Here is a 16,673-nt window from a genome sequence, read left to right on the forward strand (position 1 = left end):
TGGGCCTTGAGCGCCGGTGGCGCCTTGTGCGCCTGCGTCGCCTTGCGGGCCTTGAGCGCCGGTGGCGCCTTGTGCGCCTGCGTCGCCCTGCGCGCCTTGAGCGCCGGTGGCACCCTGAGCGCCTGCGTCGCCCTGTGGGCCTTGAGCGCCGGTCGCGCCTTGTGCGCCTGCGTCGCCCGGCGCGCCTTGAGCGCCGGTGGCGCCTTGGAAGCCTTGTGCGCCTGCGTCGCCCTGGGCACCGGTGGCACCCTCAGCGCCTGCCTCGCCCTGGGCACCTTGGGCTCCGGTGGCACCGTGAGCGCCCGTGTCGCCTTGGGGACCTTGAGGGCCTTGAGGGCCTTGCTTGTCGTGCGGGTAGTCACCCTTGTCCTTGTCGTGGCCACTGTCCTTGTCGTGGCCACCCCAGGGGCTCTGCCAGCCCTGCGGACCGTAGTCCGTTTGCCCGTCGGGGTACTGGTCCCACGAATCGCCGGGTCCGTCGTCCTGGCTGACAGTTGACCAGGGCGACCGCCACCCGCCGTGCTGGCCCAGCGGACCGGGTGTACCGATGTGTACGTCCTGTGCGGACAGCTTCGTTTCCACCGGCTGAGCTGCGGCTGCGGGCCCACCCGTCATGCCGACTACCAGTAGGGCGGAGCTCAGCCCTGAAGCGGCCCGGCCATGGTTCCGGCTCCGCCGCAGCCGTCGGTTGTTGCTCATGACCCCTCCAGAGCCACTCCGGGCGCACCCGGAGTCACCTACTAGTCACCTGACGTATTCGTTGGGCGAGTCGTAGCGTATTCGACTGATTGATCCGTCCATAGGGGTTTTAGTCGTATTGGGGACAATTAGGAGAAGGCGGAACTTATTTGCGATAGGGGCATAAGGCCTGGCCATCGCGTTGTGGGCCGCCGATCCCAAGAACTCGTCACGTTCGACGTGGATGACTGCCCAACCCGAAGATTCGCCCGGGGGCTCGGCCGGCTCGCGGGTAGGCGTGCGGCGGCTACCCGGGGCGCCTCGCGTCGGCCCTGATCGCGGGCTGCGGCCACCAGCGCGGGTACGACGGATCGGTCCATCACGCCGGTCCCCTGCGCTCGTTTGGAGGCCGGGTCTCGGAGCAGCACCTCCACCCGGCGACCCGTTCCCAGCGCGGCTCGCTGCTTGTCGATGCGCGCCCAGGGTCCGATCCGGCCGACGTGGACCTTCGCATCGTGGTCGTCGACGCCGAGACCGGCGCCAGCCGCACCATCACCAGGCACGACGGCGCCCCCTGGTGGACGCCGTCGCCGCGAGCTGCGCCAGGCCGATCTCCGCGGCCCCGGTCAACATCGGCGACCGCCGGTACATGGACGGCGGCATGAGGTCCACCTCAACCTCGACCTCGCCGCCGGAAACGGCCCGGTGATCGCCCTCGCGCCGAGCACCGCCGCGCCAGGCGTGGCTGGGTAGGCGGGCCTCGGCTGTCCGGCGCTGCCGGGACGGGTCGTCGATGCGTGCGGCGAGAGCGAGTCGACCGAGGCGGCGAGCGGCCTGCTCGAGGCTGCGCGTGAACAGTGGACAGCGGGCGGTCAGGGCTCCCGTCGTCCGACGATGATGCCGCCGAGCCGGCTCTCCGCCGAGGTGACGGTGGTCTGCGAGTCGATCGTGAAGCCGCTCTGGCGTAGCCAGGCCGCCACCTGGGCCGGCTGCCGACGATGGACGCGCACGTTCATCGGATGCCCGCCGTACCCCTCGGTCTTGAGGGTCGTTTCGTCGCCCACGTGGAAGCCGAGCAGCAGCGGGCCACCTGGGCGCACCACCCGCCGGAAGTGCGCGAACACGACGCCGATCTGGTCGTCGGGGATGTGGATGAGGGAGTACCAGGCGACCAGGCCGGCGACCGAGCCGTCGGCCAGGTCGAGGTCGGTCATCGAGCCGACCTCGAACCTCAGTTCCGGGTGATCGCGGCGGGCGACGTCGATCATCCCGGGCGAGAGGTCGATTCCGAAGGCGTCCACGCCGAGCGTGTGCAGGTGGGCGGTGATGCGCCCCGTTCCGCAGCCCACGTCCGCGACCGGCCCACCGCCGGCGGCCAGCACCAGCTCCGCGAACGAGGCCAGAGCGGTTCGTTCGTACGGTGCTTCCGCGAGGAGGTCACGCACCAGGCGCGCGTAGCTGACCGCCACTGTGTCGTAGGAGGTGCGAGTATCAGACAGCCAGCCGTCTACCGTCACGTCGCCAACGCTAATTCAGCGACACGACCGGGACCTTGGAGGCCTCCACCCGTGACTCCCGCACCGGTGATCCTGAGTCTGCCCATCGCCGACCGTCCCACCTCCTACCGCTTCTACCGCGACGGCCTCGGCCTCGAAGCCGTGGGCGAGTTGGCCGACGACGGCATCCCGGAGCCGTTGCAGTTCGTGGTCAACGACGGGCTGCGGCTGATGCTCATTCCGACCGGCGGCTTCGGTTGGGTGATCGGCCGGCACGAGGTCGCCCCGAGGGGCCAGAGCGAGTGTCTGCTGAACCTCACTGTCGACTCGCTTGTCGAAGCGGACGCGCTCGTCGAGCGGGCGCGCGCTGCCGGCGCCGAGGTCATCACCGCGACGGCAGACCACCCCTGGGGGTACGCGGGCGTCTTCGCCGACCCGGACGGTCACTTGTGGATGGTCTCCGCCGCGGAGTCCTGAAAGCGTCGGTGGTGGTGGTTACGGTCTTGCGGTGACCGTGACCACCGATGCCCCTGGAACGCTGCCCACGCCTGCCGACGAGGCCCGGCTGTGGGCACTCATCGAGTCGGCCTGGGCCGAGTTGGGCGCCGAGCCCCTGGCGCTGCGTCAGGCCCTCGTCGAGCGCGACCCCGCCGCTGACGGCGGCGATGATGTCGACGATGACGGCCCGTCCTACGCGATCGACGCCTGGCTTGATGCCTTCCTGGACCGGCTCGGGCTGTTGACCGCCGGGCTGACCGGGCAGGAGCTGACCGATCTGGACCGGGTCGTGGAGCGCAAGCTGTACGACATCGATCGGGAGGACATCCACGAGGTGACCGACGGGTCGGACGACGGCTTCCTCTACGCCCGCGGTTTCATCGTCGCCCTGGGTCGGGCCTACTACGAAGCTGTTCGTGCCGACCCCGCGATGGCGCTGCTGGACGCCGACTGCGAAGGCATGTGTTACCTCTTCGCGCACCTGCACAACGACCGGTTCGGTTCGTGGCCGGAGACCGGCTCCGGGATCTCCCGGGAGTCGTTCGGCAACCCGGCCGGTTGGTCGGCCTGGCCCGCTTGATGAGGCGGACCGGTCGCAGCCGGCCGAGGCGTAGCCGATCCGGCCCGGCGGAGCCGATCAGACGTAGATCTTCGTGGCGTACTCGGGGCCGTAGTGCCGTTCCAGATCTTCGAGGCTCTCCGTCGGGGCCTCGACCTCCTTGATCAGGCGTGCCCGGGACGGCAGTGCCTCGGGCTGCCAGGTCTCCGGCCGCCACAGCGCGGACCGCAGGAACGCCTTCGCGCAGTGGTAGAAGATCTGCTCGATCTCCACCACCACGGCGAGCACCGGTCGGTGCCCCTTGACCACCATGTCGTCGAACCAGGGCGCGTCGCTGACCAGGCGGGCCCGCCCGTTGATGCGCAGCGTGTCGGTCCGCCCGGGGATCAGGAAGAGCAACCCGATGTGCGGGTTGTCGAGGATGTTGCGGTAGCCGTCGGCCCGCTTGTTGCCGGGCCGCTCCGGCAGGGCGATCGTCGTGTCGTCCAGCACCAGGGCGAACCCGGTCGGGTCGCCCTTGGGTGAGAGGTCACAGCTGCCGTCCGCGCCGGCCGTGGCCATCAGGCAGAACGGTGAGGCCGCGAGCCACTCGCGGTCGCGTTCGTGCAGGCGGGTGCGGTCCTTGTTGGCGGCCCGCGCGCTTGGCTCACCGAGCAACTCGCGCAACTCCTCGTGCGAAGTGATCTCCACCGTCACGTTGGTCCTCCCTCAGGCGTTGACCCGGTGGCGGGCACCACCGTCGTCAGCCTAGGCCGCCGTGACCAGCGCGAGGTTTGTGCCGGGTTGCCGGGGGTACGGCCTCACCCGACGTGCTCGCCGACGTGGACCGTTCCGCAGGACGCCGACCAGTGGAGGCCGGGAGATGGAGAGCCGACTCAAGGTGCTGGGTCACCCAGTCCATCCGATGCTGGTCATGTTCCCGGTGGCGCTGCTGGCCACTGCGGTGCTGTTCGACGTGGTGGACACCGTGGGCGGCCCCGACTTCCTCGGCGAGGTCGCGTACTGGAACATCACCGTCGGCCTGATCGGCGGCCTGCTCGCCGCTGCGGCCGGCTCGTTCGACCTGCTGGCGATACCGAGCGGCACCCGCGCCAAGCGGGTGGGTCTGCTGCACGCGGGCGCCAACATCGCGGTGATCCTGCTCTTCGCGGCCGTGTGGGCGGTGCGGCTCAACGCGGACTCCCGGGCCGCCGGCGGGGCGCTGATCGCCATCGAGCTGGTCGCGCTGGCGATTCTCGGCATCAGCGCCTGGCTCGGTGGCGAGCTGGTCGACCGGCTCGGTGTGGGCGTCGACCGTGACGCCGGCCTGGACGCGCCCAGCTCACTACGGCCGCCGACGGCCACCCAGCGGATCGGAGAGGTGTGATGAGCGAGCAGCAGTTCGGCGGCTTCGGCCGGGGGTGGCGCGGCAGCCGGCAGCAGGGCTGGGACCCGATGGGGGAGCTGCAGTCGCTGCGCTCCGAGTTGAGTCGCCTGGTCGGTGGTCGCGGCGGTGGGTCCGACGTCGAGTTGACCGAGACCTCGGACGGCTGGGAGGTCGTCGTCCGGTTGCCCGGCGTGGCGCCGGAGGAGGTGGCCGTCGAGTTGGACGACCGCGAGTTGTGCGTGCGTGCCCGCTCGGAGGCCGAGGTCAACGCCGACCACGGAATCCCCGGCGGCTTCGAGACGCGCGGCTTCGAATACCGGGTCAACCTGCCGGCGCGGGTCGACCCGGACACCATCGACGCGGTGATGGACCACGGCCTGCTCCGGGTGCGGCTGCCACGGGCGACGCGGCCCGCGCCGCGCACTATCACCGTCGGCCGCACCGGGCCGCGCTCCGGCGATCTCTCCACGGGCACGCCGATGCCAGCCGATCCCGCCGCGGACCGGGAGCTGCACCGCCCGGACACCGCCGGCGAGATCGACCGGCCGTAGCGGGTCGGGTGGTCACCGCGTCCGTGCTCGGCCCGACCGCCGAGCGACTTCCCGACGTACGGCGGATCGCCGTGCTGCGCGCCAACGCGCTCGGTGACTTCATCTTCGCCCTGCCGGCGCTGGACGCCTTGCGCAGCGCGTACCCCTCGGCGGAGATCGTGCTGCTCGGGGCGCCGTGGCACGCGAAGCTCTGGCGCGATCGGCCCGGCCCGGTGGACCGGGTGCTGGTGGTGCCGCCGGCCCCCGGCATCCGTACGCCGGAGCCGGGCGAGCCGGAGTCGTCGGTCGACGACTTCGTGGCCGCTGCCGCCGCTGTGGAATTCGACCTGGCGGTGCAGATCCACGGCGGGGGTGCCAACTCCAACCCGCTGATCAGCCGGCTCGGTGCCCGGTTGACCGTCGGCCTGCGCGCCGAGGACGCGCCGCCGCTGGACCGGTGGCTGCGCTACGTCTACTACCAGCACGAGGTGATCCGCTACCTGGAGGTGGTGGCGCTGGCGGGAGCGCCGGCCACCACCATCACGCCGACGCTGGCGGTGACCGACGCCGACCGGGCCGAGGCCGCCCAGGTGCTCGGCCCGGCGAGCCGTCCCCGGGTGGCGTTGCATCCGGGTGCCACCGACACCCGCCGCCGTTGGCCGGCCGAGCGCTTCGCCGAGGTGGCCCGTGCGTTGCACGAGGACGGCTACGAGGTGCTGGTCACCGGCACCCCCTCCGAGCAGGAGGTGGTGGACCGGGTGGTCGCTGCGGCGCAGGTGCCGGTGCGCCCGCAGGTGGGCACGCTCAGCCTGGGTGGGTTGGTGGGCTGCTACGCCGACTGTGCGTTGGTCGTCTCGAACGACACCGGCCCGCTGCACCTGGCCGCCGCAGTGGGCACACCCACGGTGGGCATCTTCTGGGTCGGCAACCTGATCAACGGGGCGAGTCCGCTGCGGGGCCGGCACCGCCCGATCAGCTCGTGGACGGTGCACTGCCCGGTCTGCGGGGTCGACTGCACGCCGGGCATCTACCCGCACCGACCCGGCGACGGTGACTGCCCGCATCGGGACTCGTTCGTGACCGACGTACCGGTGATCGAGGTGCTGGAAGCCGCCCGGGAGTTGCTCACCCGGTAGTTCAGGCCGGCTGCGGGGTGTCCTCCTCGGCGAGGACGACCTCCCACGCCTCCACGTCCCGGTCGGTGACGGTGGTGGGGGATTCGAGGTGGTACGCGCCGCTGGGCAGGATGCCCGCGCCACCGTAGCGGGACAACACGGCCAGCTGCGCCGCCACGTCCTCGCCCTGGTGCTTCTCCTGCACCCGACGCCAGAAGTCGAAGCCGCCGGCCTCGACGAGCTTGGCCCGGTCGTAGAGTACGCACCCGCCGATCCAGGAGACCTTGTACGCCCGCCACGCGCCCGGCGGCAGCGCCAACTGCTCGGTGATGTGCAGCAGGTTCGCGGCCGAGTGGATCCGGGCCCGGTTCCACTGCGGTGTGTCGGGTCGGATGCGCTCCGGTGTGGGCGGCCCGGCCCACTCCTCGTAGTGGCCGTGCGATTCCGGCCGCACGTCGTCGGTGTACGAGAGCCCGTGCACGCCGTTGCCGACGAACCCGCAGCCCAGCTCACCGATCGCGGTGACCAGTCGGTGCAGCGCACCCGGTTCCAGCCAGATGTCGTCGTCGAGGCTGAGGACGTACCGGGCGGCCGAGGCCGCGAGCAGGTAGGCGCGGTGTTCGGCCAACCCCCGTCGGGGCAGCCGGCGGGTCAGCAGCACCGGGTGGCCCCGGTGGCGCAGCGCCCGGACCATTGTGGCCGCGGCGGGATGCGCGTACGCCGGATCCCCGTCGGACTGATCACTGACGACCACGCCGAAGCCGGGCACCCCGTCCTGGGCGGCGAGCCCGCCCAGGGTGACGGCCAGTTCGGCGGGCCGGTTCCGGGTCGGAATCAGCACATCGACCAGCCGGTGGGTGCGGAACTCCTCCGGGGTGCCGGCGTCGAGGGGGCGGTTCACGACGCCTGGGTACGCAGCGACGGGTCGGGCTCTCGGTCGTCGAGGTGTGGCGACGGGTCCTGGCTGTGCGACCGGATCCGCTCGATGATCGCGGAGGTGGACCGGTCCGGCACGTACCCCAGGGTGCGCACCTGGCCGCCGAGGCGGCGCACCAGCGGTGCCTCCGGCACCAGCTCCGGCGGATAGTCGCCGCCCTTGACGTACACGTCCGGTCGGACCGCTTCGATCAGCGCCGCTGGTGAATCCTCCTCGAAGACCACGACGTGGTCCACGCAGGCGAGCGCGGCGAGCAGGGCACCCCGGTCCTCGACCGGGTTGACCGGCCGGTCCGGGCCCTTCAGCCGTCGTACGCTGCCGTCCGAGTTGACCGCCACGATGAGCAGGTCGCCCAACGCGCGCGCCTGCTCCAGGTAGCGCACATGCCCGCGATGCAGCACGTCGAAGCAGCCGTTGGTGAAGACCACCGACCGTCCCGCCTCGCGGTACCCGGCGACGATCGTGTCCAACTCGTCGCCGCTGACCAGCGCGGGGTGGCTCGTGGTGTCGGTCGGCTGGCCCAACGCGGCGAGCAGGTCGTCGCGTCGGCACACGCAGGTGCCGGTGTCCGAGACGGTGATGGTGGCCGCGAGTTGGGCGAGTTGAGCGGCGGTGGGCAGGGGCGCGTCGGCGGCCAGGGCCAACGTCATCGCCGCCAGGTACGCGTCGCCAGCGCCCACGGCGTGACTTGCCGGCACCGGAGTGCTGTGGCTGCGGCGTGGCTCCCCGTCGGCGCCGCCGACCACCGCGCCCTCGGTGTCCAGGGTCACCGCGACCACGTCGGCACCGGTGTGCGCACGCAGTTCGGCCAGCCGCGACTTGGCCAGGACTGCCCGGTCGACGCCCTCTCCGGCCCGGGTGTTCACTGTGACGCCGGTGCCGGTGACGCTGAGCCCGTCGCCGGTGAGGGCGACCCGCCCCTCACCCGGGGTGGGTTCGCCGACCGGCCCCGGGCGGTCGGCCCGGGTCAGCTCGGCGGCGGTGTCGTCGGCGCGTACCGCCCCCGGGGCCGCGCCGACGGTCATCTCGGACGGCCCGTCGACGGGGTCGCCGTCCGGGTGTTCCAGGTGCAGTTCGGTCCCGCCGGTCGGTCGGGTCGTACCGCCCGCGCGGGCCAGCAGTCGGGTCGCCTCGGCGAAGCTGGGGGTGACCACTGTCGGCGCGAGGCCCCGCCAGTCGGCCAGGTCGTGGGCGTCCAGCGCGACTGTGGCGTACCGCTGGCGGTTCTCGACCAGCCACGCGCGGACCGGCGCGGGCAGCGCGCCCAGGCCGTAGTCGCAGACCACCAGGGTCGGCGCCTCCCCACCGGCGGCGGCGCGCAACTCCTCGGTCGCGCAGCTCAGGGCGGTGAGCAACCGGCTCACCCCGTCGTGGTCCAGCGCGTCCTCCGGGTCGCCGGAGTCCTCACGCAGCAGGATCTGGTTGCCGGCCAACATCCGCCGCTTCACCGGTGTGGGTCGCCCGGGTTGGTTGACGGTGCGGTCCCAGACGCTCGCGCGGTCCAGGCAGTCGTGCAGTTCGTCCCCGGCGACGTCGGCGCCGACCGGTGCCACCAGCACCGCCCGACCGCCGAGGGCGGCGACGTTGACGGCGGTGTTCGCGGCCCCACCGGCGGCGGAGATCCGCCGACGCAGGGTGAGGACCGGGGCGGGCGCCTCCCGGCAGAGCCGGTCGGAGTCGGCGAACCGCCATTCGTCCAACATGGCGTCACCGACGATCAGGACTGGGCGTCCGAGCCAGCTCTCCACGACGGTGGCGAGCCGGCGCTGCTCCGCTGCTGCTCCTGCCATGCCTCCCCGGGTCCCCAGCGGCCTGGCGGACAAACCTGCGCGCCGACCGGGTCCCCGCCGCTGGTGAGGGTCTTCGGCGGTGTGTGACCGGTCCGAGCCGGTCCGACACCGGTCCGACCTGTTTCGGGCGTTCGAGGGCGGGAAGGGGATTGAGGTACCCCCGAAAGGAGATGTACCGAGATGGCAGCGACATTGCAGGGCAAGCGGATCGCATTCCTGGCCGCCGACGGCGTCGAGGAGGTCGAGTACGTCCAGCCGCGCGAGGCGGTCGAGAACGCAGGCGCGACGGCCGAGCTGGTCTCGCTGAAGCCCGGTTCCATCCAGTCCTTCAATCACCTGGACCACTCCAGGACGTACGACGTGGACGTGACCGTCGACAAGGCCAACGCCGCCGGCTACGACGCGTTGGTGCTGCCCGGAGGGGTGGCGAACCCGGACTTCCTGCGGGGCGACCCGGACGCGGTGCGGTTCGTGAAGGCGTTCTTCGACGCGGGCAAGCCCGTCGGGGTGATCTGTCACGGCCCGTGGACGCTGATCGAGGCGGACGTGGTGCGTGGCCGCCGGATCACCTCCTGGCCCACCCTCCGTACCGACCTGACCAACGCGGGAGCCACCTGGGTGGACCAGGAGTGCGTCACCGACGGCAACCTGACCAGCAGCCGCAAACCCGACGACCTCCCCGCCTTCTGCGCAACGATCACCAAAACCTTCACAACCCCCTAACACCCACCCCCAATCCCTGTTGATCATGAAGTTATTGCCACCTCGCGCGGCGTGTCGTGGCAATAACTTCATGATCAACGCTGGCGGGGTAGGCGTGGGGCGGGGCGGGGTTTTTTGGCGGGTTGGCGCATGTTCTGCGGCTCGCGGGATAGAAGGCCACATGACCACCGAAGCCTCGGATGCGCCGGTGCTGAACCGTCAGCAGATCCGGCTGCTCATGTTGGGCCTGATGACCGGCATGCTGCTGGCCGCACTCGACCAGACCATCGTCGGTACGGCGCTGCCGACCATCGTGGGCGAGTTGGGCGGGATCAACCACTACTCCTGGGTGGTCACCGCGTACCTGCTCGCCTCGACCGCGTCGACGCCGCTCTACGGAAAGATGGCCGACCTGTACGGGCGTCGGCCGGTCTTCCTCTTCTCGATCGGCACGTTCCTGGTCGGGTCGTTGCTGGCCGGGCTGTCGCAGAACATGACCCAGCTGATCGTCACCCGGGGTATCCAGGGTCTCGGCGCCGGTGGTCTTCTGACGCTGGCGTTCACCATCATCTCGGACGTGGTGTCACCCCGGGAACGTGGTAAGTACCAGGGCCTGTTCGGCGCGGTATTCGGGATCTCGTCGGTCGCCGGGCCGCTCGTGGGCGGTTACTTCGCGGAGACCGACTGGAGGTGGATCTTCTACATCAACGTGCCGCTGGCGATCCTGGCGATCGTCGTCTGCTACCACGTGATGCGGCTGATCCCGTTCGAACGTCGGGACCACTCGATCGACTGGCTCGGTGCCGGCCTGCTGGTGGCCGGGGTGAGTGCCCTGCTGCTCGCGCTGAGCTGGGGCGGCAACGAGTACGCCTGGGGCTCCGGCGTGATCATCACGCTCTTCGTGGTCGGTGCGGTGTTGGGGGTGCTCTTCGTCCTCCAGGAAGCCCGGGTGGCCGAGCCGATCCTGCCGCTGCGGCTGTTCCGGAACGCCACCTTCGCGTTGGCCAACTCGGCGCTGCTCATCATCGGTCTGGTGATGTTCGGTTCGATCATCTTCATTCCGCTGTACCTGCAGATCGTGAAGGGCGCCTCGCCGACCCGGAGCGGTTTGCTGATGCTGCCGATGATGGCCGGCATCATCATCACCTCGATCCTCACCGGCCGCGCGATGACCCGGATCGGCCGCTACAAGTGGTTCCCGGTGGCCGGTTCGGTGACCCTCCTGGTCGGCATGTTCCTCTTCACCCAGTTGGAGGTGGCCACCTCGCTCTGGGTGGCGTTCGGCTACATGGTGGTGATCGGCGTCGGGCTGGGCCTGTGCATGCAGTCGCTGATCCTGGCGGTGCAGAACGCGGTCTCGGTACGCGACCTGGGTGCCGGCACCTCCTCGGCGACCTTCTTCCGGTCGCTGGGTGGTTCGTTCGGGGTGGCGATCCTCGGCACTGTGCTCTCGTCCCGGCTGACCGGTGGGCTCGCCGACCGGTTGCCCGGCGCGATCGCGCAGCTCCCGCCGCAGGAGCAGGCCGCAGTCGCGGCGAGTGGCGGCGCCAACATCTCGATCAACGATCCGGCCACCATCCTGGCCCTGCCGGGGCCGGTGCGCGCGGCCATCCAGGGCGCCTTCGTCGACGCGCTGGACATGGTCTTCCTGACCGCCGGCCTGATTGCGATCATCGCGGTCGTGGTCACCCTGACCCTGCCCAACACCCAGCTACGGGGTGCCGGCCCCAAGGGTGCCACCGGTGGCGCCGACCCGCTCGGCGGGGAGGCCCCGGCTCCGGGCGGCAAGCCGTTGACCCGCGAGTCGAAGGAGGAGGCCGCCGCCGACATGGAGGCCAAGTCCCAGACAATGATCTGAGCGTCTCGTCACCGACCGCCCCGGACCGCTCCGGGGGCGGCCGGTGGTCAGCCGGGCCGGCGGTACGCGCCGCACCACCAGGTCGACCGGGGGTGCGGCCCTACTTGAGGATGAGCCGGTTCGTCTGCTCGAAGACGTCCAGGTCGGCAAGGGTTTCGATGACCGAGGTGGAGAGTGGGGTGGGAAACCGGTCGCGGGCGAAGAAGCCGGCGTCGGTGGTCTCGTCGGTGACCCGGGCCAACTGCCCGTCCCACTCCTCCACCTTGAACGCGGTCGTGAACACCTGGTACGTGTGCCCGTACATGTTGGTGCTCGTCCGGTCCGGGCCGGTGTAGAGGGCGAACGCGCAGACCCGCAGCGCGCGCAGGCCGGTCTCCTCGCGTACCTCGCGTACCGCGCAGTCGGCTATCGACTCGCCCAGCTCCATCGCGCCGGCCGGCATGGCCCACTGGCCGTTGTCGGAGCGTTTGATCAGCAGAACGCGTCCGGCGTCGTCGTTGACCACGGCGCGAGCGCCGACGAACATCAGCGTCCGATCGCCGGCGATCGCCCGCAACTGCCCCACGTACGAGTCGGCCCAGGAGATGCTCACCTGCGACAACTTACCGGGGGTTCCCAACGTGTGACCGGCGACACTAGCTTGTTACCCATGCGTAGCACGATGATGGACGCCCCTCTGCAGATCTCCCGGATCCTCGACCACGGTGCCGCGGTGCACGGCGCGGCCGAGGTGGTCACCTGGACGGGCGCCGAGCCCCGCCGGATGACGTACGCCGAGGTGGGCCGGGCCGCCGCCCGGCTGGCACACGGGCTGCGCGACGAGTGTGGGGTGACCGGCGACGAGCGGGTCGCGACCTTCATGTGGAACAACAATGAGCACCTGGTCGCCTACTTCGCGGTGCCGAGCATGGGTGCGGTGCTGCACACGCTCAACATACGGCTCTTCCCCGACCAGGTCGTCTACATCGCCAACCACGCCGAGGACCGGGTGGTCCTCGTCGACAGCACGCTCATCCCGCTGCTGGCCCGGGTGATCGGTGAGCTGACCACCGTGCGGCACGTCGTGGTGGTCGGCGGTGGCGACCCGGCGCCGCTGGTGGAGGCTGCCGGCGACCGGATCACAGTGCACCACTGGGACGCGTTGCTCGCCGACCGACCCGAGGTGTACGACTGGCCCGAGGTGGACGAGCGCGACGCCGCCGCGCTCTGCTACACCTCGGGCACCACCGGCAACCCGAAGGGCGTCGCCTACTCGCACCGGTCGATCTATCTGCACTCGTTGCAGGTGTGCATGCCGGAGGGTTTCGGCCTCGGGCCGACCGACCGCGAGTTGGCCATCGTGCCGATGTTCCACGCCATGTCGTGGGGCCTGCCCTACGCGGCCTTCCTCTCCGGCGCGTCGCTGATCATGCCGGACCGGTTCCTCCAGGCCGCGCCGATCGCCGAGATGATCGCCGCCGAGCGGCCCACCCTGGCCGGCGCGGTGCCGACCATCTGGACCGACCTGCTGGCCTACCTGGACACCCACGACGTGGACACCTCCTCGCTCGGTGAGGTGATCGTCGGCGGCTCGGCGTGCCCACCGGCGCTGATGCACGCGTTCGACGAGCGGCACGGCATCGACGTCATCCACGCCTGGGGGATGACCGAGATGTCCCCGCTGGGGTCGGTCTCGCGTCCGCCGGCCGGTGCGACCGGTGACGATGCCTGGCGCTACCGCTACACCCAGGGGCGGGTGCCGGCGGGCGTGCAGGCGCGGATCGTCGGCCCGTCGGGCGACCCGATGCCCGCCGACGGCACGGCCGTGGGTGAGCTGGAGGTCCGGGGGCCGTGGGTGACCGCCCGGTACGTCGGTGACGACGCCCCGGACGAGGAGAAGTTCCGCGACGGCTGGCTGCGGACCGGCGACGTGGGCACCCTCTCGCCGGACGGGTACATCAACCTGACCGACCGCGCCAAGGACGTGATCAAGTCCGGCGGCGAGTGGATCTCGTCGGTGGAGTTGGAGAACGCGCTGATGGCCCACCCGGCGGTGTTGGAGGCGTGTGTGGTGGGGGTTCCGGACGAGCGATGGGACGAACGCCCGCTGGCCACCGTCGTGGTCCGGGAGGGCGCTTCGGTGACCGCCGAGGAGTTGCGGGACTTCCTGGCCGGGTCGGTGGCGCGCTGGCAGTTGCCCGAGCGTTGGGCGTTCATCGACACGGTGCCGAAGACCAGCGTGGGCAAGTTCGACAAGAAGGTCGTCCGTTCGCGGTACGCCGAAGGCGAGCTGACTGTCCGGGAGCTGACAGCCCCGTAACGTTTTCCCCGGCACTGTCGCCTGTTGGGGCGGGAGTACTCCTGAACCCTCCCCAGGGGCGGCCCCGGCGTTCGCACCGCGCCGGGGCCGCCCGCTCCACGCGGGGTTACCCGCAACGCCATTGTTGCGAAACTTGTTCGCTTCTGTCCTGCTGACGGGAAAATCGGGTGGTCAGCGACCCGATCAGGCGTCGCTGGTGGTGATGAGCACCTTGCCCACCGTCGAGTCCTCCACCGCCTGGTGCGCCGCGGCCGCCTCCGCCAGCGGGTAGTAGTGCAACGGCAGGCCGGCGTCCGCGCCGACCCGGATGCCACCCTGACTGGCCGCCGCCGCCACGTCCTTCACGCCCTGCGCCTTGGCCGCCTTCGGCTCGGTGTAGACCAGGACGAACTGCCAGCGGGCGTTCGGCGCCATCATCGCCCGGATCGGGATGCTCACCTCGTCCCCGCCGTTGTCGGCGTACATGCAGACCGCGCCGCCGTGCCGCAGCACCCGTGCGTCGACCGAGGCGTTGCGGGCGGGGGCGACCTCCACGATCGTGTGAACCCCGTCGGGAGCGATCTTGTGGACCTCCTCGACCACATCCTGCTCCCGATAGTTGATCACAAAGGATGCGCCGGCCGAGGCTGCGAGCTGGGCCTTCTCCGCGCTGCTCACGGTGGCGATCACAGTGGCGTCGGCCCACCGGGCGAGCTGGATCGCGGCGTTGCCGACCGCGCCCGCGCCGCCCTGCACCAGCACCGTGTGATCCGCCAGTGCGCCCGCCCGCAGCGTGTCCGGCATGAACTCGCCAGCCGTCAGACAGCGGTGCGCGGTGAGGAACGGAATGCCGAGGGCCGCGCCCAGCTCGAACGGAGCGGGGCCGAGGCGTACCGCCTGCCGGACCGGCACCAGCGTGTACTCCGCCGTCGTGCCCCACTGTCGCTGCCAGGCGGCCTCCCAGACCCACACCCGCTCACCGATCAGGTCGGGGTCGACCCCGTCGCCGACCGCCTCGACCAACCCCGCGCCGTCCTGCCCGGGGATCTGCCACCCGTTCGGCGGGCTGTTGCGGCGGGACTTCCAGTCGGTCGGGTTCACCCCGGAGACCGCCATCCGCACCAGGACCTCGCCCGCCCCCGGCTCGGGCACCGGGCGGTCGACCAGGTCGAGCACCGAAGGGTCGCCGTTGCGCTCGTACACGATGGCCTTCATCCGTGGTCTCTACCCGGCTCGACCCGGGTCAACCCAGCTCGTCCACCAGCTCCGGGGTCAGCTCACCGATCGCGTTCAGCGTCACCACGGCCAGCCCGGCGGCGTCCGGATCGAGCGGGTACGAGCCGTGCGGCACGGCCACCACCCGCATCCCCGCCGCCGCGGCGGAACGCACCCCGTTGGACGAGTCCTCCACCGCCACACACCGGGTCGGGTCGACGCCGAGGTGTTGCGCCACGCTCAGGTACACGTCCGGTGCGGGCTTGCCCCGCTCGGTCTGCTCGGTGGAGAGGGTCGCGCCGAACGCTTCGGTCAGGCCGGTCGCCGCCAGCGCCGCCTCGATCAGCCGGGTCGGCGACGAACTGGCCAACCCGAGCGGCCACCGCGCGGCCAGCCCGCGAACGACCTGGACGGCACCGTCGATCAGGGGTACGTGGTTCCGGTAGCGTCGGGCCATCTCCTCGACCACCTCGACGGCGACCTGCTCGGCGGTGCGGTCGACGCCCAGCTCTCCGCTGAGGTAGTGCGCCCACTCACCGGTGCTCATCCCCATCAGGCGGCGTTGCGTGTCGGGCTGCCACGTCCCGCCGTGCGCCGCCACGTACGCCCGCCGGACCTCCTCCCACACCGGCTCGGAATCCACGATCACGCCGTCCAGGTCGAAGACCACAGCATCAGTCACGGGCCCATCCTGCCCGACCGGTGGGTGCCCGGTCAGCCGGGCAACGCGGGCAGTCCGAGCGGGCTGCCCTCGGGGAGCAGGGTGTGGCCGGACCGGGCGATCGGCTCCAGCAGCTCCCGGAGCCGGTCCGTGTCGTCGGCGCCGAGCGTCTGCCACGGGTGCGCGGCAGCCAGGTCGGTGGCGTCCTCGATGGCCTGGAACTCGGCCCGGGCGTGGTCGGTGGCCGCGCCGTCACCGGTCAGCCAACCCCGCTCGGTGAGCCGCTCGCGGGCGGCCTGCCACTGCTCCTCGGACCAGCCCCGGCCCAGCAGGTACTGCGGTGGCGAACCGTCCAGCGCGACCCGCGCGGTCAGCGTCTCCACCGGGTCCAGGCCAGCGGCCACGAGCGCCGCCACGTGCCCGTCCCCCCGGTGCTCCCGCAGCGTGGTGGCGGCCTGCCAGAGCCGCGCCAACGGGTACTCAGCGGCCGGGAGAGCCGCGTTCGCCGCGCCGAGCACCCGGCCGGCGGTCTGCGCCGCCGTCGCGGCCCGTTCCAACAGGTCGGCGGCCTCCACGAGGTGCGACTCAGGAAGCTCGTAGGTCAACTCGGCGAGCGCCTGCACCGCACCGGTCAGGCGGGCGCGCAGCGCCTCCTGGGGAGTTGCCAACCGCCACACCGCAGGCAGTGCGCGGGTCACCATCGGCGGCGCGAAGTTGAAGAACGCGGCGATCACCGGGGCCGCCTCGGCAGCTCCCAGCGGCGCGGCCCGGCCGGCGAAGTAACCGCGCCAGTAGCCGCGCAACCCGACCGCCTCGTACGCGGCACGCGCCCGGGGGTGGAGGTAGGTGACAGCGTGGACCGGCTCGAAGTACGCCCACATCGACCGGGCGGTCCGCCCAGGCTCGTCCAGCGCAGTCACACGCACCTCCGCGTCGCCGTTCCGGATGCTCACCCCGGGCGGCGAACCGCCCGGGGTGACGCCGAACCTA

General features: G+C 71.3%; 18 protein-coding genes. 9 read left to right on the forward strand and 9 right to left on the reverse strand.

Annotation, left to right across the window (positions count from 1 at the left end):
- Positions 1-275, reverse strand: a 275-nt coding sequence (locus ACIBEF_RS17415) for a hypothetical protein (protein ID WP_396794294.1), incomplete at its 3' end; no start/stop codon positions are given.
- Positions 276-922: 647 nt separating this feature from the next.
- Here ACIBEF_RS17415 and ACIBEF_RS17420 point away from each other — a divergent pair.
- A complete protein-coding gene (locus ACIBEF_RS17420) occupies positions 923-1,387 on the forward strand; it encodes a patatin-like phospholipase family protein (RefSeq protein WP_396794295.1) in 465 nt (154 codons plus the stop codon).
- Between the two features lie 163 nt (positions 1,388-1,550).
- On the opposite strand, the gene ACIBEF_RS17425 is transcribed toward ACIBEF_RS17420, so the two are convergent.
- A complete protein-coding gene (locus ACIBEF_RS17425; RefSeq protein ID WP_396794296.1) occupies positions 1,551-2,195 on the reverse strand; it encodes a class I SAM-dependent methyltransferase in 645 nt (214 codons plus the stop codon).
- Positions 2,196-2,246: 51 nt separating this feature from the next.
- Between ACIBEF_RS17425 and ACIBEF_RS17430 the strand changes: the two genes are divergently transcribed.
- Positions 2,247-2,651 (forward strand): VOC family protein, encoded by a 405-nt coding sequence (locus tag ACIBEF_RS17430; protein ID WP_396794297.1) that lies wholly within the window; start codon positions 2,247-2,249, stop codon positions 2,649-2,651.
- Between the two features lie 31 nt (positions 2,652-2,682).
- Positions 2,683-3,252, forward strand: coding sequence for a DUF4240 domain-containing protein (locus tag ACIBEF_RS17435; protein ID WP_396794298.1), 570 nt, complete (start codon positions 2,683-2,685; stop codon positions 3,250-3,252).
- Between the two features lie 57 nt (positions 3,253-3,309).
- Here the strand turns inward: ACIBEF_RS17435 and ACIBEF_RS17440 are convergent, their stop codons facing one another.
- A complete protein-coding gene (locus ACIBEF_RS17440; protein ID WP_396794299.1) occupies positions 3,310-3,927 on the reverse strand; it encodes a pyridoxamine 5'-phosphate oxidase family protein in 618 nt (205 codons plus the stop codon).
- Between the two features lie 166 nt (positions 3,928-4,093).
- Between ACIBEF_RS17440 and ACIBEF_RS17445 the strand changes: the two genes are divergently transcribed.
- From ACIBEF_RS17445 to ACIBEF_RS17455, 3 genes are read left to right on the forward strand one after another with little or no spacing between them, the layout of a single operon-like run.
- Entirely contained in the window at positions 4,094-4,597 is a 504-nt protein-coding gene (locus ACIBEF_RS17445; RefSeq protein WP_396794300.1) for a DUF2231 domain-containing protein, read from the forward strand.
- On the forward strand, positions 4,597-5,148 hold the full coding sequence (locus ACIBEF_RS17450; RefSeq protein WP_357198332.1) for an Hsp20/alpha crystallin family protein: 552 nt from the start codon (positions 4,597-4,599) through the stop codon (positions 5,146-5,148). Before ACIBEF_RS17445 ends, ACIBEF_RS17450 begins: the two co-directional genes overlap by 1 nt.
- Positions 5,149-5,156: 8 nt before the next feature.
- Positions 5,157-6,263 carry a glycosyltransferase family 9 protein gene (locus ACIBEF_RS17455; protein WP_396794301.1) on the forward strand — a complete coding sequence of 369 codons (1,107 nt, stop codon included), beginning with the start codon at positions 5,157-5,159 and terminating at the stop codon, positions 6,261-6,263.
- A gap of 1 nt (position 6,264) precedes the next feature.
- Here the strand turns inward: ACIBEF_RS17455 and ACIBEF_RS17460 are convergent, their stop codons facing one another.
- Complete coding sequence (locus tag ACIBEF_RS17460) at positions 6,265-7,143, reverse strand: glycosyltransferase family 2 protein (protein WP_396794302.1); 879 nt, start codon at positions 7,141-7,143, stop codon at positions 6,265-6,267.
- Positions 7,140-8,969, reverse strand: coding sequence for a D-glycero-beta-D-manno-heptose 1-phosphate adenylyltransferase (gene rfaE2 / locus ACIBEF_RS17465; RefSeq protein WP_357198324.1), 1,830 nt, complete (start codon positions 8,967-8,969; stop codon positions 7,140-7,142). Before rfaE2 ends, ACIBEF_RS17460 begins: the two co-directional genes overlap by 4 nt.
- A 180-nt stretch (positions 8,970-9,149) precedes the next feature.
- On the opposite strand from rfaE2, the gene ACIBEF_RS17470 reads away from it, so the two are divergent.
- Positions 9,150-9,692, forward strand: a complete 543-nt coding sequence (locus ACIBEF_RS17470) for a type 1 glutamine amidotransferase domain-containing protein (protein WP_396794303.1) — start codon at positions 9,150-9,152, stop codon at positions 9,690-9,692.
- A 160-nt stretch (positions 9,693-9,852) separates the two neighbouring features.
- Entirely contained in the window at positions 9,853-11,529 is a 1,677-nt protein-coding gene (locus tag ACIBEF_RS17475) for an MDR family MFS transporter (RefSeq protein ID WP_396794304.1), read from the forward strand.
- 100 nt (positions 11,530-11,629) lie between these two features.
- Here the strand turns inward: ACIBEF_RS17475 and ACIBEF_RS17480 are convergent, their stop codons facing one another.
- Entirely contained in the window at positions 11,630-12,121 is a 492-nt protein-coding gene (locus tag ACIBEF_RS17480; RefSeq protein ID WP_396794306.1) for an NUDIX domain-containing protein, read from the reverse strand.
- Positions 12,122-12,178: 57 nt separating this feature from the next.
- On the opposite strand from ACIBEF_RS17480, the gene ACIBEF_RS17485 reads away from it, so the two are divergent.
- Positions 12,179-13,828 carry a fatty acid--CoA ligase gene (locus ACIBEF_RS17485; RefSeq protein WP_396794307.1) on the forward strand — a complete coding sequence of 550 codons (1,650 nt, stop codon included), beginning with the start codon at positions 12,179-12,181 and terminating at the stop codon, positions 13,826-13,828.
- Positions 13,829-14,011: 183 nt separating this feature from the next.
- Here ACIBEF_RS17485 and ACIBEF_RS17490 read toward each other — a convergent pair whose 3' ends face one another.
- Genes ACIBEF_RS17490 through ACIBEF_RS17500 form a run of 3 tightly spaced genes read right to left on the reverse strand, consistent with a single transcriptional unit; the run spans position 14,012 to position 16,564 of the window.
- On the reverse strand, positions 14,012-15,022 hold the full coding sequence (locus tag ACIBEF_RS17490) for an NADPH:quinone reductase (protein WP_396794308.1): 1,011 nt from the start codon (positions 15,020-15,022) through the stop codon (positions 14,012-14,014).
- A 28-nt stretch (positions 15,023-15,050) separates the two neighbouring features.
- Positions 15,051-15,704: an HAD family hydrolase gene (locus ACIBEF_RS17495; protein ID WP_396794309.1), complete on the reverse strand. Its 654-nt coding sequence runs from the start codon at positions 15,702-15,704 to the stop codon at positions 15,051-15,053.
- Between the two features lie 32 nt (positions 15,705-15,736).
- On the reverse strand, positions 15,737-16,564 hold the full coding sequence (locus ACIBEF_RS17500) for a hypothetical protein (protein ID WP_396794395.1): 828 nt from the start codon (positions 16,562-16,564) through the stop codon (positions 15,737-15,739).
- Between the last annotated feature and the right edge of the window lie 109 nt (positions 16,565-16,673).

Origin of the sequence: Micromonospora sp. NPDC050795 (assembly GCF_044456785.1) — a bacterium.
In the GTDB taxonomy this organism is placed as follows: domain Bacteria; phylum Actinomycetota; class Actinomycetes; order Mycobacteriales; family Micromonosporaceae; genus Micromonospora.